This window comes from Altererythrobacter sp. GH1-8, assembly GCF_043702085.1.
GTDB lineage: Bacteria > Pseudomonadota > Alphaproteobacteria > Sphingomonadales > Sphingomonadaceae > Erythrobacter.
Window position 1 is genome coordinate 2637947 of record NZ_CP171690.1, and the last position, 14924, is coordinate 2652870.

General features: G+C 60.0%; 11 protein-coding genes. 5 read left to right on the forward strand and 6 right to left on the reverse strand.

Annotated elements, in window-relative coordinates:
- Position 1 precedes the first annotated feature (1 nt).
- Positions 2-730, reverse strand: coding sequence for an arylesterase (locus ACG9DO_RS12840; protein ID WP_394728526.1), 729 nt, complete (start codon positions 728-730; stop codon positions 2-4).
- Between the two features lie 76 nt (positions 731-806).
- Here ACG9DO_RS12840 and ACG9DO_RS12845 point away from each other — a divergent pair, with 76 nt between their 5' ends.
- Positions 807-1523 carry an ABC transporter ATP-binding protein gene (locus ACG9DO_RS12845; RefSeq protein WP_394728528.1) on the forward strand — a complete coding sequence of 239 codons (717 nt, stop codon included), beginning with the start codon at positions 807-809 and terminating at the stop codon, positions 1521-1523.
- Between the two features lie 4 nt (positions 1524-1527).
- The gene (locus ACG9DO_RS12850) at positions 1528-4053 is read left to right on the forward strand and encodes an ABC transporter permease (protein ID WP_394728530.1); all 2526 of its coding nucleotides are present in this window, start codon (positions 1528-1530) and stop codon (positions 4051-4053) included.
- A 2-nt stretch (positions 4054-4055) separates the two neighbouring features.
- Here the strand turns inward: ACG9DO_RS12850 and ACG9DO_RS12855 are convergent, their stop codons facing one another.
- Positions 4056-4907, reverse strand: coding sequence for a hypothetical protein (locus ACG9DO_RS12855; RefSeq protein WP_394728532.1), 852 nt, complete (start codon positions 4905-4907; stop codon positions 4056-4058).
- Between the two features lie 116 nt (positions 4908-5023).
- Entirely contained in the window at positions 5024-7618 is a 2595-nt protein-coding gene (locus tag ACG9DO_RS12860; protein WP_394728534.1) for a TonB-dependent receptor, read from the reverse strand.
- Positions 7619-7902: 284 nt separating this feature from the next.
- Between ACG9DO_RS12860 and typA the strand changes: the two genes are divergently transcribed.
- A complete protein-coding gene (gene typA / locus ACG9DO_RS12865; RefSeq protein ID WP_394728535.1) occupies positions 7903-9735 on the forward strand; it encodes a translational GTPase TypA in 1833 nt (610 codons plus the stop codon).
- Positions 9736-9818: 83 nt separating this feature from the next.
- Positions 9819-11627, forward strand: coding sequence for a gamma-glutamyltransferase (gene ggt, locus ACG9DO_RS12870; RefSeq protein WP_394728537.1), 1809 nt, complete (start codon positions 9819-9821; stop codon positions 11625-11627).
- Positions 11628-11683: 56 nt separating this feature from the next.
- On the opposite strand, the gene ACG9DO_RS12875 is transcribed toward ggt, so the two are convergent.
- Positions 11684-12460, reverse strand: coding sequence for an SDR family NAD(P)-dependent oxidoreductase (locus ACG9DO_RS12875; RefSeq protein WP_394728539.1), 777 nt, complete (start codon positions 12458-12460; stop codon positions 11684-11686).
- 417 nt (positions 12461-12877) lie between these two features.
- On the opposite strand from ACG9DO_RS12875, the gene ACG9DO_RS12880 reads away from it, so the two are divergent.
- On the forward strand, positions 12878-13255 hold the full coding sequence (locus ACG9DO_RS12880; protein ID WP_394728541.1) for a VOC family protein: 378 nt from the start codon (positions 12878-12880) through the stop codon (positions 13253-13255).
- Between the two features lie 118 nt (positions 13256-13373).
- On the opposite strand, the gene ACG9DO_RS12885 is transcribed toward ACG9DO_RS12880, so the two are convergent.
- Positions 13374-14003, reverse strand: a complete 630-nt coding sequence (locus tag ACG9DO_RS12885; RefSeq protein WP_394728543.1) for a response regulator transcription factor — start codon at positions 14001-14003, stop codon at positions 13374-13376.
- A gap of 176 nt (positions 14004-14179) precedes the next feature.
- Positions 14180-14923, reverse strand: coding sequence for a peptidase (locus ACG9DO_RS12890; RefSeq protein WP_394728544.1), 744 nt, complete (start codon positions 14921-14923; stop codon positions 14180-14182).
- Position 14924: the final 1 nt, after the last annotated feature.

Sequence of the window (14924 nt, forward strand, 5' to 3'; positions counted from 1 at the left end):
TCTACTCGACACTCTCCGGCAAGGCACTGACGACTGTTTCCAGCGTCGCTTCCACCAGCCGCTCAATTCCGTCTTCGGTTGGGTGAATCCGGTCAGACTGGAACAGCGAGGGATCCTGATAGATCGCCTCAAGGAAAAAAGGATACAGATCAACACCATATTTCTTAGCGAGCTCGCCATACATACCATCGAATGCTGCCTGATATTCAGGCCCGTAATTGGGTGGCGCACGCATCCCCATCAGCAGCACGTCGATATCGCGCGATTGCAGCTCCTCGATCATCGCGGCCAGGTTTTCACGACTTTGCTCTGGAGAGAGGCCCCGCAGCAGATCGTTTCCACCGAGTTCCACAATCGCCAGGTCTGGCTTGGTCTCCTGCTCATCCAATGCAAAGGCCAGCCGCTGTCGTCCTGCAGCGGTTGTGTCGCCTGATACACCCGCATTATAGACCTGCGCATTGATCCCTTGCGCACGCAAGGCCCGTTGCAGCTTTGCAGGGTAGCTATCCTCTGGCGCGACATTGTAACCCGCAAACAGGCTGTTACCGAAAGCCAGGATGCGCTTTTCCGGTCCCATCACGGGAACCTCTGGCAGATCAGAATCGTTCGTACCTGAACGCTCTGCAGCACCTGCCTCTCCGGGCGCGCTGTCCGGGGCATTGGATCCACACGCGGTAAGGGATAGAGCCAGCGCTCCACTGAGGATTATCGACCAAAGCCTGTTTTGCATCTGCGAGCCTCGTTTCGCCGTAGCTTGAGGGTGACTAATCTGTTCAATCCCCCCCGCCCTATGACATTTGGATATTGTGACAAGTCCTGAACTCGCCATTCGTGCCCGAAACCTCACCCTGACGCTCGGCAGCGCTGCTGCTCCAGTGGAAGTCTTGCGCGGTATCGACCTCGACATCGCCAAGGGAGAGATCGTCGCGCTGCTTGGCCCATCCGGCTCCGGCAAGAGCTCGCTGATGTCAGTGCTGTCCGGCCTTGAACGCGCTGATAGCGGCGATCTGACTGTCGCGGGTGCGGACTTTGCCGGGATGGACGAGGATGGGCTCGCCTATGCTCGTCGCGGACGAATAGGGATCGTGCTGCAATCCTTCCACTTGCTCCCAACGATGACGGCGCTGGAAAATGTGACCACCCCGATGGAATTGGCTGGCGCCCGCGACGTGCGCGCGCGCGCTGGTGAGGAGTTGGCAGCCGTTGGTCTGGGCCACCGTCTGCATCACTACCCTACCCAGCTTTCCGGCGGCGAACAGCAGCGCGTGGCCATCGCGCGCGCGATTGCTCCGGGGCCAGAACTGATCTTCGCAGACGAGCCCACCGGCAATCTCGACACAGCCACTGGTCATGAGATCATCGAGCTGCTGTTCGGGCGCTGCAAGGAGAGCGGCGCAACCTTGCTTGTCATAACCCACGATCCGGAACTGGCAGAGCGGTGCGGACGCGTGCTGACCATGGCCGACGGGCAAATCGTGTCAGACACTGCCGCCGCCAGCTCTACTGCAGCCAACGCGGCCTGACGCCGTGAGCGAAGCTACTCTCTCGTGGAGCGCCGCCTGGCGCATTGCCAGGCGGGACCTCAACGCACGTTTTCGCGGACTGCGACTGCTGCTGGTTTGTATCTTCCTTGGCACGGCAGCCCTTGCAGCGATCGGTTCGCTCACGGCTGCGATTGAACGCGAGCTCTCTGACAGGGGACAGGAGCTGCTTGGCGGCGATCTTGAGGTCGAAGTCTGGCAGCGCCCGCTCAACGATGAAGAGATGCAGGCGCTGGAGGCGCTGGGCCGGGTTTCGTCTGGTACGCGGATGCAGGCCATGGCAACGACCGATGAAGGCGCCGCGCCGATCGAGCTCAAGGCCATCGACGATCAATGGCCGCTCTATGGCGTCCTGGCGCTCGCTGATGGTCGAAAGGTCGGCGCCCCCGCCCCCGGCGATGCCTGGGTCGCGCAAGGCGCGCTTGACCGACTTGGGATCGGGGTCGGCGATACATTCCGCGTCGGAACTGTCGATTTGACCGTAGCGGGCGTGATCGGCAATGAGCCGGACCGCCTGTCGGAAGGCTTCCAGCTCGGACCGACGGTCATCGTGCGCGACGAGGTGCCTGCACGAGCGGGGCTACTTGCGCCAGGATCGCTTTATGAAAGCAAGGTCAGGGTTGCCTTTGACAACCCTTCGCAGGACCCTTCCGAAGTCGAAGAGGCGCTGGAGGAGCAATTCCCCGAAGCAGGTCTCGACACCCGCACGCGTGACCGCGCGTCACCGGGGGCAGACCGCTTCGTGCGGCAGATGAGCGACTTCCTGACATTGGTTGGCCTTGCCGCGCTGGTGATCGCGGGGATCGGGATTGGCGGCGGCGTTGCCTCCTATCTCGAGGCTCGCCGCAACAGTATTGCCACGCTGAAGGTCCTGGGCGCGAAAAGCGGCGACATCGTTCGGATCTATTCCTTGCAGATCGCGGCCGCCGCCGCGGTTGGGACAATCGCCGGACTGCTGGTGGGCATTGCGGTTACTCCGGTTCTTGCGGTGGCACTGGAAGGTTTGCTGCCGGTTGAGCGCGGAGTGGTGATCGAGGTCGGCCCGCTGGTGCTCGCCGCTACATACGGCCTGCTGGTCGCCTTTGCATTCGCCGCGACACCTTTGCTGCGCGCGCGGAGCTTCCCTGCCATGGCGCTGATGCGGGCCCGGGTCGCCCCGCTCGGCCGGGACAAACGTGCACTCGCCTGGACGCTTGCCGGGATCGGCGCGATTTGTGCCCTCGCCTTGCTGACGACCGCCGATGTGCGTCTTTCCGCGGGTTTCCTCATAGGAGCGGCCTTTGCGCTGGCTCTGCTTGCCGCCATCGGTTTCGCGATCCGGGATCTCGCCAAGCGAATGCCGCGCTCAAGCAACCCCTTGCTGCGTAACGCACTGGCGAACCTGCACCGGCCTGGAGCACCCACCGGCGCGCTTGTCACCGCGCTTGGCTTCGGCCTCGCATCCTTCGTGCTGCTGGCCGCTGTCCAAAGCTCCATCAACGGCAACATCCAACAGACTGTCCCGCGCGAGGCGCCGGACTACTTTGTCCTTGATGTACCCGTGAACCGCGAAGGCGAATTCCGCGAACTTGTGGCAGAAAAGCTGCCCGAGGCTGATATTCGTACCGTACCGACTTTGCGCGGCGCCGTGCTCGCCTATGGCCCGCGTGAGAATATGCAGCGCGTCTCCGAGCTGGAGGAAATTCCGCAGAATGCCTGGGCCCTACGCGGCGAGCGCGGCCTGACCTATGCCGATGAACTACCGGTGGGCAATGTGTTGACCGAAGGCGAGTGGTGGCCTGCCGATCATGACGGAGAGCCGCTGGTTTCGCTCGACGCAGACTTTGCTGCGGCCGCAGACATTGCCATTGGCGACTATCTCACCGTGGGTGTGCTCGGCGTCGAGCGGACCGCGCGGGTCGCGAACCTGCGCCGGATCGACTGGGAAAGCATGGGCTTCAACTACGTCTTCGTGTTTAGCCGTAATGCACTGGCAGACGCACCGCACAATCTTGCGGCTACCATTGAACTGGCTCCGGGGGCCGAGGACCGGACCTTGCTGCGCGATCTGGTTCGCGCTTTCCCGTCCAGCTCTGTCATAGAGGTGGGCGAAGTGCTGAAGGAAGCACGCACGATCCTCGAGCAGGTTTCGCTCGCGACGCTCGCGGCGGCATCGGTCGCCGTCCTGGCGGGCCTTGCGGTGCTGCTGGGGGCGATAGCCGCAGCGCGCGCCTCGCGCATCTATGATACCGTAATCCTGCGCGTGCTGGGCGCGAGCAGGAAGCAGGTACTGCTGATGCAATTGCTGGAATACGGGCTGCTCGCCTTGCTGCTGGCTGGGGTGGCGCTGGGTCTGGGAACGCTGCTTGCATGGGTGATCGTCACGCAGCTGTTCACATTTGACTGGCTGCCCAATTGGGGCGAGATTTTCGCGGTGCTTGGCTTTGGCCTGACGCTGGTCGTCGGCTTCGCGCTGGCCGGCTCGCTCCCCTTGCTGAGAGCGAAGCCGAACCGGGCATTGCGCGAACTCTAGGGTCAGGCGAAGGTTTCGCCCAGCTCTTCAGCGTTGCTGTCAGAAACGGCGGCGTGGACCGATGCGACCAGCGCTGCAGAGGCTGCCGTAGCGACGATGCTCACAGCCACAATCACGACGACGATCAGCACAATCAAGCCCACGCCAGGCGCGTCCGATCCCATGGTGAAAGCCGAAAAACCGGAGCCTGCGACCAGAAACACAGCCAGAAACAGCGCCAGAAAGATCACGAGCAAGACCAGCAGGGTTACGAATATACCCAGCACATTGCCGCCGGTAAGCTGCCAGCTGCGCTTGATTACGGCGATCGGGTTGTAAACCTCCTCCACCGCGATGACCGCGGGGATGATCATCAGGCGGCAGGCTGCGTAGATGAGCGCCGGGATGGCAAGGATCGCAAGAATAACCCCGCCAAGTTCATCCAGAAACGACAGCACCGCACCGGCGATCATGAACACAAAGGCACCGATGAAATAGGCAATAAGCAGGAGGATCATTACACCGAAGAAAGTGAAGGCACCGCGCAGGCCGACCGAAAACGACCGTCCAAAATTGGGCTCTAGCAAAGGAGAGGCCTGCGCTGTCATGGCAAGCGACTGCGCGCCGTAGAGCAGCAGATAGAGGCCATAGAATACAATCAGGCCGAAAATGACGCCGACCGACATACCTGCCCCGGCCATAGGATCCCCAAACGAGGCAAGCGACATCATTCCGCCGCCAATTACAGCTGCAAGTAAACCGAAAGCGAGTAGCTGAGCGATTGTGAAAACGCCCCACAGGCCCGCAAGCGACGCGATGCGTGCAAAAGTCATCGACACAGTATTCGACAGTGCCTGACCGATATCCATCTTCATATATTCTTCTCCCCCCCGAACTGGCACCAACAAGCCACCACAAAAATTGCTCTAAAGCAATGAAAAAGGGGCCGGTTTTCACCAGCCCCTCCTTCGATGTATGTTGTTTCCCGAGCTTAGAAGCGGAACCGTCCGGTCACACCATAGGTGCGCGGCTGGTTCGGATATCCGGAAACAGCCAGGCCCTGCGCAACACCCGGGAAGATCGTGGTGATATAACGGTCATCCAGAAGATTGCGCGCCCACAGGGTGAACTCCAGGCCCATCTCCATCGCGTATGTGATCGACGCGTTCACATTGTTGATCTCGCGGCGATATTGCGCCCCTTCTCTCCGAGCGGCCTCAAACGGATCAGTCGCTGCTGGATCGGATCCGATGAAGTTGGTCAGGCCATCGATCACCTGCACATCGGATTCATACTGATAATCCGCGCGAACAATGATGCGGTCGTAATTGGCCAGTTCCTTGTTCCAGGTTGCGCCGAACGATGCACTGATCGGGTGAACGCCCGATACGGCCCGGCCCGAAAGGTCGCCAACTGGAGAGCCAACAAAGCTGTCATACTTCGCATCGAGATAGGTCACTGCCATGGAGAGCGTCAGCTCATCTGTTGGATTGACCGTGCCTTCGAATTCAACCCCGAAAGTTTCCTGCTTACCTGCATTGCCGAGAACAAAGCTCTGACCGATGAAAGTATTTGCCTGGAAATCCTCGATGCTTTGCTGGAAAATCGTAAGATTGGCGGTCGCCAGATCCCAATTCGCCTTGAGACCAATTTCATAGACTGTCGACTTCTCAGGAAGCGCAAAGCGCGTTCCTGGACGCAGGTTCGGCGTTGCCAGGCCCTGCGAAACGAACTGCGCGAATTCACCCGGCAACGGGCGACTGTCCCGCGACAGGTTCCAGGACGTTGCCTTGAAGCCAGTCGCATAGCTGACATACGCGTTGAGTGAATCGGTCAACTCGTAATTCGCCCGAATGGTGTAGGTCAGTTCATCATCGCGGCTCCGGCCATCCTCAAGTGTATTGGGGATGTTGAGAATAGGAGGCAGGAACTGAAATGCCCTCAAGCCGGCGAACGGGTTGGCACTGGAGCCATCGGGCAGGATCAGGGTCGGGTTGGCTGCCAGAAACGCCGCAGTGCCCGCATCAACCCCGGCTCCGATCAAAACTGCCTGGCGCGCAGCGGTAAATTCGGGCGCATCGAGGTTGACTGACGAGAAGGGCTCTGTCGAAACGCCGTTGGACACAACATCTTTCTTGTCCTTCGTCCAGTTCGCGCCAAGAGTGACCGTCAAGCGGTCGGTAAGCTCCAAGTCGATCTGCCCGAACAGCGAGAATGCTTCGTTGTCCTGCGTAAACGCACTGTCAAAGCCAGTCCCATTGGCAAAGAACGACCCGGGCGTAGCACCGAACAGGAATTCCAGCGTATTCACGTCCAGCGCACCCTGTGATGCGCCCAGCACCAGCAGATTGGCAAACGGACGGAAACCCGGGCCGAACGTAATCTGGTCCCCGGTTTCGAGATCTTCCTTGAAGTAGTATCCGCCGATCAGGAAGTTGAACATCCCGTCAAAGTCACTGGTGAGGCGCAGTTCCTGCGTCAGTGTCTTGATGTCGGCTTGACCGATAACCGCACCGCTCGCCAAAGGCCCGCTGGTGAAATCGACGTCCTGGTCCGCGCTCAGTTCGCTCTTGCGATAGGCAGAAATCGACGTCAGCGTCAGAGCGCCAATGTCATAGTCGACCTGGCCGGAAATACCCCAGTTGGTGACCTTGTTGAACGGATCGACATCCGTAAACACCGTGTCAAAACGGTCATCGAAATCGTTGATCTGGCCGCCCAGCAATTGGATCAAGCCCGTTTGAATCGACGGAGAGAGATTGGCAACCGCACAGCATGATTCGTCAAGTTCGTCATAATCCGCAATCAGACGAACTTTCAGGTTGTCGCCATTGTCAAACAGCAACTGTCCGCGGGTGAACCAGCGATCGCGATTGTTCAGGTCATCGCCATTGAAACCGTTGGTGATGAAACCATCGCGCTTGTTAAGGCCAGCCGCAAAGCTGACGGCAACGCTGTCCGAGATTGGTCCGGTCGCGTAGCCCTTGGCAACGATCGCGTCGAAATTGCCGTATGACAGCTCAGCATTGCCGGCGAATTCGAACGAAGGCTCCGAGCTGACAATCGAAATCACGCCAGCGCTCGCATTCTTGCCGAACAGGGTTGATTGCGGGCCGCGCAGAACTTCTACGCGTTGAAGGTTGGGAAGATCCGAAATCTGAGCGAAGGTACGGCTGCGATAGACACCATCGACAAATACCGCGACCGACGGTTCAAGTCCGAGGTTGTTGCCATCGGTGCCAAAGCCGCGAACCGAGAAGCTCGTCGCGAACGCGCTTTGCAGGGTTGAAACGCGCAATGAGGGAACAACCGATTGCAGATCAGCGATATCACGGATTTGGGCTTGCTCGATTGTGGCAGCGGTGGTCACTGAAACCGCGACCGGAATTTCCTGCAGCGTCTGCTCGCGCTTTGTCGCGGTGACGACGATGACATTGCCAAGGTCTTCAGCATCCTCCTCAGCAGCGACGTCATCGGCATCGTCCTGCGCCAGAGCAACGCCTGGGACAGACATGGCGGCAGCCGCTACGCCAGCAAGAAGGGCATAACGGGTTGAACCGGCAGAGCCGGCAATAGAAAAACGCATGGGATCTCCTCTCACAGTAATCCAAGCCCGGCAGCGTCCCCAAAACGCCCTGATGCCCGACCGAATGTGCGAAAATCTAGCATTCTGCCGCTTTTGTACAAGAAGATTGCGCGAACCAGCCTGTCCCGCAGAGGCTGTGTTGCAAGCGAGTCACACCACTTGGTCTTGTGAAATCTGCACCTTTGCGCTAGGCGCGCGCAAATTTGTGCGGCGCAACACGCCCAACCCCCGCCCTGACGCTGCGTCATTTGTAGCCAAGGGGTTCATTCAAAGGCCTTCTACTCATGTCCTCGCTTCGCAATGTCGCGATTATCGCGCACGTCGACCACGGAAAAACGACGCTTGTCGACCAGCTGTTTCGGCAGTCCGGAACCTTCCGCGACAACCAGCGTGTGGAAGAGCGCGCAATGGACTCGGGCGATCTCGAAAAAGAGCGCGGAATCACGATCCTCGCCAAGTGCACCAGCGTCGAATGGGAACATGACGGCGAGACAACCCGCATCAACATCGTCGACACCCCCGGTCACGCAGACTTCGGCGCGGAGGTCGAGCGTATTCTCAGCATGGTCGACGGCGTGATCCTGCTGGTCGATGCCGCAGAAGGCGCGATGCCGCAGACCAAGTTCGTGACCGGCAAGGCGCTTGCCCTGGGTCTGAGGCCGATCGTGGTGGTCAACAAGATCGACCGCCCGGATGGCCGTCCGCAGGAAGTGCTGGACGAGGTATTCGACCTGTTCGTGAGCCTCGATGCCAATGACGAACAGCTTGATTTTCCGGTGCTCTATGCCTCAGGCCGCGATGGCTATGCGAGCGAAGACCAGGACGCTCGCAGCGGAACGCTTGCGCCGCTGTTCGAGCGGATTGTCAACCACGTCCCGGCCCCTGGCCTCGACCCGGATGCCAAGTTCAGCTTCCTCGCAACGCTGCTCGATCGCGACAATTTCATGGGCCGCGTCCTGACGGGCAGGGTTCAGTCCGGCACGCTCAAGGTCAACGATCCGATCCACGCCATCGACATGGACGGCAAGGTCGTGGAAGTTGGCCGCGCTACCAAGCTGATGAGCTTTGATGGACTTGAGCGCGTGCCGGTAGAAAGCGCAAGCGCTGGCGACATCATCGCGCTGGCAGGTCTCGAGAAAGCAACGGTCGCCAACACGATCTGCGATCCTTCCGTGCGCGAACCGATTGCCGCCCAGCCAATCGATCCGCCGACCCTGGCGATGCGCTTTGCTGTCAATGACAGCCCGCTCGCAGGACGCGAAGGCGACAAGGTCACCAGCCGCATGATCCGCGACCGCTTGCTGCGCGAAGCGGAAACCAATGTCGCGATCCGCGTGACGGAAAGCGAAGACAAGGACAGCTTCGAAGTCGCAGGCCGGGGCGAATTGCAATTGGGCGTCCTGATCGAGACCATGCGCCGCGAAGGCTTCGAGCTGGGCATCAGCCGCCCGAAGGTGCTGTTCCGTGAAGAAGATGGCCAGCGGCTCGAGCCCTATGAAACCGTGGTGATTGACGTCGATGACGATCACTCGGGCACGGTCGTCGAGAAGATGCAGCGCCGCAAGGCTGAACTGGTCGAAATGCGGCCCAGTGGCCAGGGCAAGACCCGCATCACTTTCTCCGCCCCCTCACGCGGACTGATCGGTTACCACGGCGAGTTCCTGTCGGATACGCGCGGGACCGGCATCATGAACCGCCTGTTCGAGAAATATGGCCCCTACAAGGGTCCGATCGAAGGCCGCATCAATGGCGTCTTGATATCGAATTCGGACGGCGAGAGTGTCGCTTACGCCTTGAACGCGCTGGAAGAGCGCGGCGAATTGTTCATCGGCCCGCAGATGAAGGTCTATGAGGGCATGGTGATCGGCGAGAACGCCAAGCCCGACGATCTGGAAGTGAACCCGCTCAAGTCGAAGCAGCTCACGAACATCCGCTCTTCAGGCAAGGATGACGCGATCCGTCTGACACCGCCGCGCCGGATGAGCCTGGAGCAGGCGATCGCCTATATCGACGATGACGAGATGGTCGAGGTGACACCGAAGTCGATCCGCCTGCGCAAGGCGCTGCTATGCCCGCACGAACGCAAGAAAGCCAAGCGCAGCAAAGAGGCAGCGTAAGCGCCTGCGGGCGCGCGGAACTTGCACACGGGTCACAACCCAACTACTCCGGCGCCCACCCATGAGTTGCGGGAGAAGCCCCCATGCGCCGCCTGTCCCTTGCCGTTCTTGCCTGCCTCGGTCTAACGACTGGCGGATGCTCCAAGGATGCCGAAATGCCTGAAGCCAAACCTGTCGAATGGCAGATTGGCGCAGGGGGTCGCCCAGTAGGTGAGGCCTGGTCGCGCAGCCCGGTCTATGCGAGCAACGGCATGGCCGCGACCGCGCACCCGCTTGCGACGCAAATCGCGCTCGACATTCTGAAAGATGGCGGCAGTGCGGTCGACGCAGCGATTGCCGCCAATGCTGCGCTCGGGCTGATGGAGCCGACCGGCAATGGCATTGGCGGAGACCTGTTCGCGATCATCTATGATCCTGCATCAGATCAGCTTTACGGCCTCAACGCCTCAGGCCGAAGTCCGAAGGGGCAGACGCTCGAACAGCTGAAAGAAAAACTGGGAGATCTCGACGCAATCCCGCCCGCAGGCCCGCTGGCAGTGACGATACCAGGGGCCGTCGATGGCTGGTTCGCCATGCACGAACGGTTCGGCAAGTTGCCGATGAGCGAAATTCTCGCGCCGACCGTGAGCTATGCGCGCGAAGGCCATCCCGTCTCGCCGGTGATTGCTCATGCCTACAGCGTCGGCCCGCGCCGATTTTCTCAGTGGGAAGAGGAGTACGGCCTGGACTGGTCCAATGCGCGCGCCCTCTGGTTCGCCGACGGAGCGGGGCCTGAGGCCGGAGAAATCTTCAAGAACCCGGATCTCGCCGACACCTTGAGCAGGATCGCCAGAAACGGACGCGATGAGTTCTATTCCGGCGTCACTGCCCGTGTCATGGTGGATTACCTGCAAGAGCAAGGCGGCGCCTTCACCCTTGAGGACTTTGCTGACCATAGCAGCGAATGGGTGGAGCCGGCCTGCGCAGAATACCGCGACGGCTACGAGCTGTGTGAACTGCCGCCGAACACACAGGGCTTCGCCGCACTGCAAATGGTCAATATCCTCAAGAACGTAGACCTCAGGCAGTGGGAGCGCGGCAGTCCGGAAGTGATCCATTACATCACTGAGGCAAAGCGGCTGGCCTATTCGGATGTCGCGCGGTTCTACGCTGACCCGAACTTCGCGCCCTTCCCCCAAGAACTGCTCTCAGACGAATACGGCAAACAGCGCTTTGCCCTGATCGATCCGCGCAAGGCGACGCCGGAGTTTGCACCCGGCGATCCTGCGATTGAGCCCAAGCTCGAAGGCGAAGGCGACACCACTTACCTCACCGTAGTTGACGGAAATGGCATGATGGTGAGCCTGATCCAGTCCAACTATCGCGGCATGGGCGGCGGCCTCGTTCCGCCCGGCACAGGCTTCATGCTGCAGGATCGCGGCGAGCTGTTCAGCCTCGATCCCGCGCATCCCAACGCCTATGCGCCTGCCAAGCGCCCGTTCCACACGATTATCCCGGCCTTCGTGAAGAAAGACGGCAAGCCGTTCATGACGCTGGGATTGATGGGCGGCGGGATGCAGCCACAAGGCCATGTCCAGGTGCTCGTCAATATCGTCGATTATGGCATGAATCTGCAGGAAGCAGGCGATGCAGCGCGGATCAACCACGAGGGCGGGCGCGAAGCAACTGAATCGCTTTCAGGCCCGGCGAAGGACCCGCTGGGCACGCTGTTTGTCGAGGCCGGCATCCCTGAGGCGACCCGCAAGCGGCTCGCCGCGATGGGTCACCGGGTGGAACTGGTGGAGAACGGCATCATGTTCGGCGGGTATCAGGCGATCGCGCGCGATCCGGACACAGGGGTCCTGACGGGCGCGACCGAAATGCGCAAGGACGGGCAGGCGCAAGGGTATTGATAGGGCAAACCCTTTGCAGACCCTTTGCCGGGCCCTTCTCGCCCGTCTCCCCCGACCTACCCGAAGAAGTTCGGTTGTCCGTTGGATGCGGTGACACCGCCATCGACCGGCAGATTGACCCCGTTCACGAACACGGCATCTTCGCTTGCAAGGAACAGCACCGGGCCCGCAATCTCGTCCGGCTCTGCCGCGCGCCCAAGCGGCATACGGTTCGCCAGCATCTTCATCGCTTGTTCGCTTTCCGTAATGCCAGTGGTCATCTCGGACCGCGTCATGGAAGGGCACACGGCGTTCGCGCGAACGCCTTGGCTACCAAATTCGAGCGCCATTGCGCGGGTCAAATTGCACACGCCGCCTTTGGACGCGTTGTAGACCCCCAGGCCCCAATCTCCGCCAAGGCCGGAGACACTCGAAATGTTGATGATATTGCCCTTGGCCTTGAGCAGGTGCGGGAAAGCCTCCCGCGTCAGATAGAGAACACCCTTGAGGTTGATATCGATAATCGTGTCGATGAAATCATCGTCCGCCTTCGCCAGCAGCCCCGTGCGTCCAACCCCTGCATTGTTGACAAGGACATCCAGCCCGCCAAATTTCGCGACAGTTTTTTCCACGATCTCGCTTGCAAAGGCCGAGGATGAGACATCGCCCGCCACGACGAGCACTCTGTCTCCGCCCAGCGAGTCCGCGACCTTTTGACAGTCCTCTTCTTTGCGGGAGTTGATAACGACGTTCGCCCCCTCATCATGAAAGCGTCGTGCGATTGCTTCGCCTATTCCCATGGACGAGCCGGTAACGATCACAGTCTTGCCGACAAATCGCTGCATATGAGTCATGATCTTTGCCTCCCTGCGGGTCTCTTTGTTCGAGGCGATAGCGAGGTGGGCGATCCGCGAACAGGGTTGATGCGTAAATTCGCGAATTTTCCTACCCCTGCTGGCCGCGCTAGAGTGGCGCGGTGCACTCCCTTGAACGCTCCCCTGCGCCGCCTTTCGTGACGCACGTTACGCCTGCTCAGCAGAAGGTCATGGTTTTACGGCGCTCGCGCCCGAGGGAAATGCCTCTTGCCAAAGCATGTGGGAGCGCATCCAACATGCCGTGGTTTGCAAGACGGGTGCTGTCGCGAGCCGCGTTTGCGGCGTGCGGACATCGCGCGGGCGCGGGAAAATCATGCTATCGCCCGGGAAAGGGGCAAATCTTGCTCCTGGACTGTGTAACATGCGTATCCAACACGGCGAGAGATGGAGGCTGACATGGCAAGAGTGACCGGACTGGGCGGCGTATTCTACGTGGCTGAAGACCCCGAGGCGACGCGGGCGTGGTATCGCGACAAGCTCGGTGTCGACGGACCTTACGGCCCGCAATTTGCGTGGGCTGACGAACCGAAGCAGAATCCCTACTCGCTCATCAGCCATTTCAAGGACGACACCTATGTGAAGCCGGGCAAAGGCGGTTTCATGATCAATTTGCGGGTCGATGACCTCGATGTTTTCGTCAAACAGCTCAAGAAGAAAAAAGTGAAGGTGCTCGACAGCGTCGATGAAAGCTATGGCAAGTTTGCCTGGGTGCTCGACCCCAACGGGATCAAGATAGAATTATGGGAGCAGGTGGCTGATGAACTCCCGGGCTAACTTCGCCTGCATGGACGAAGCGCAATCTTACCCGCGGTTATCGGGCCCTCAGCAACCACGCAGGATGGAGCCGAATGCCCGGTCCCTCGCGCAAGGCTCAGCGTGCGGGCGCTCGCTCCTAACCCGCTTGCGACAGCGGCTCGCCATCAATCTGGGCCTCGATCCGCAGCCGGACAGCTTCCGCAGCATGGCGCGCACCCAGCTTGTTCATCATGTTGGCGCGGTGAATTTCGACTGTTCTGGGGCTGATCCTGAGCTGACGCGCGATGACCTTGTTGGAGCTTCCCTCCACCAACCACTCAAGCACTTCACGCTCACGACTTGAGAGGTTGGATATGCGATTTCGCGCTTCGATCATGCGGCGCCTGGTCTCGCTGAAATCGGCCGCTTCGCTTGATATCCGATTCAGACAGCGCTCGACGCGCTCCGGATCCAGCGGCAATTCGAGATAATCCAGTGCGCCCGCCTTGATCGCATCCACGATCCGGCGCGGTTGCGGGCTATGGTCAGCCGCAATCAGCGGCAGCCAGATGCCCAAAGCGCTAAGGCGATCGACGCAGGACTTGATCCCGCCCTGTTCCGGATCATCACGGGCGATGATGATCCCGTCGCGCGGAGGATGGACGGCAAGCTCGGACAGGTCGCCATAAACCTCCGCGTGGTGGCCCAGATCAAAGCCAATGCGGGCAAGCTCGGCCCGATTTCGGGTGGAGCTGTCAATGAAATGGAGTACGGGTTTGCCAGTCATGCGAGCGGCTATGACCGACGCTCCGCAGTCATTCATGTGATGTTCGATCGGTTTTCGAGATAACGCGCACCAGGCTCTGGGCGCCCATCTGTAAATGTCGAAATTTTACAACCGAAATCGAGTTAAATTAGGCAACAACCCGCAAGCAAAAGTGCCTAAGTATTATTCTCAGGGGCTCAAGGCGTGTCGAAGTCATAGCTCGGCAGTGCATGAAAAGCCTGCTTGAGCGCATCTCCCCAGCCCGCAGAGATCGCGCTGAAATACGCGTCATCAGGCTGAATACGGCGCTGATGAGTCGGTGCGAAATCGTCTCGCGCGATAACCATCAGGTCCAGCGGCATTCCGACTGACAGATTCGCCTTGAGCGTCGAGTCAAAGCTCACCATCAGCAGCTTGACTGCGTCCTCAAATCCCATTTCACGATCATAGCCACGCAAGATGATCGGGCGGCCATACTTTGTCTCGCCAATCTGGAAGAACGGCGTGTCTGAGCCAGCTTCGATGAAGTTGCCTTCGGGGTAGATCATGAACAGGCGTGGCTCCATCCCGGCGATCTGGCCCGCGACGATGATGGAGGCGGTAAAGCGGCCCTTTCCGCCATTGCCATTCGCGTCCTGCTGGCTGGCGATCGTGCTCCGGAGCAAACGGCCAATCTCGGTCGCGACCTGAAACATGGTGGGCGCTTCAAGCAAGGTGATGTCGCGTTCGTCGGGCGCTTTGGTGCGTTCTTCAAGCTGGCTGACTACCGATTGGGTAGTGGCAAGATTGCCTGCAGTCATGACCGTGATGATCCGCTCGCCGGGAACAGACCAGTGAAACATCTTGCCGAATACAGAGATATTATCGACGCCCGAATTGGTTCGCGTATCGCTCATCAGGACGAGCCCGCGATCGAGCACCATTCCCACGCAATAGGTCATT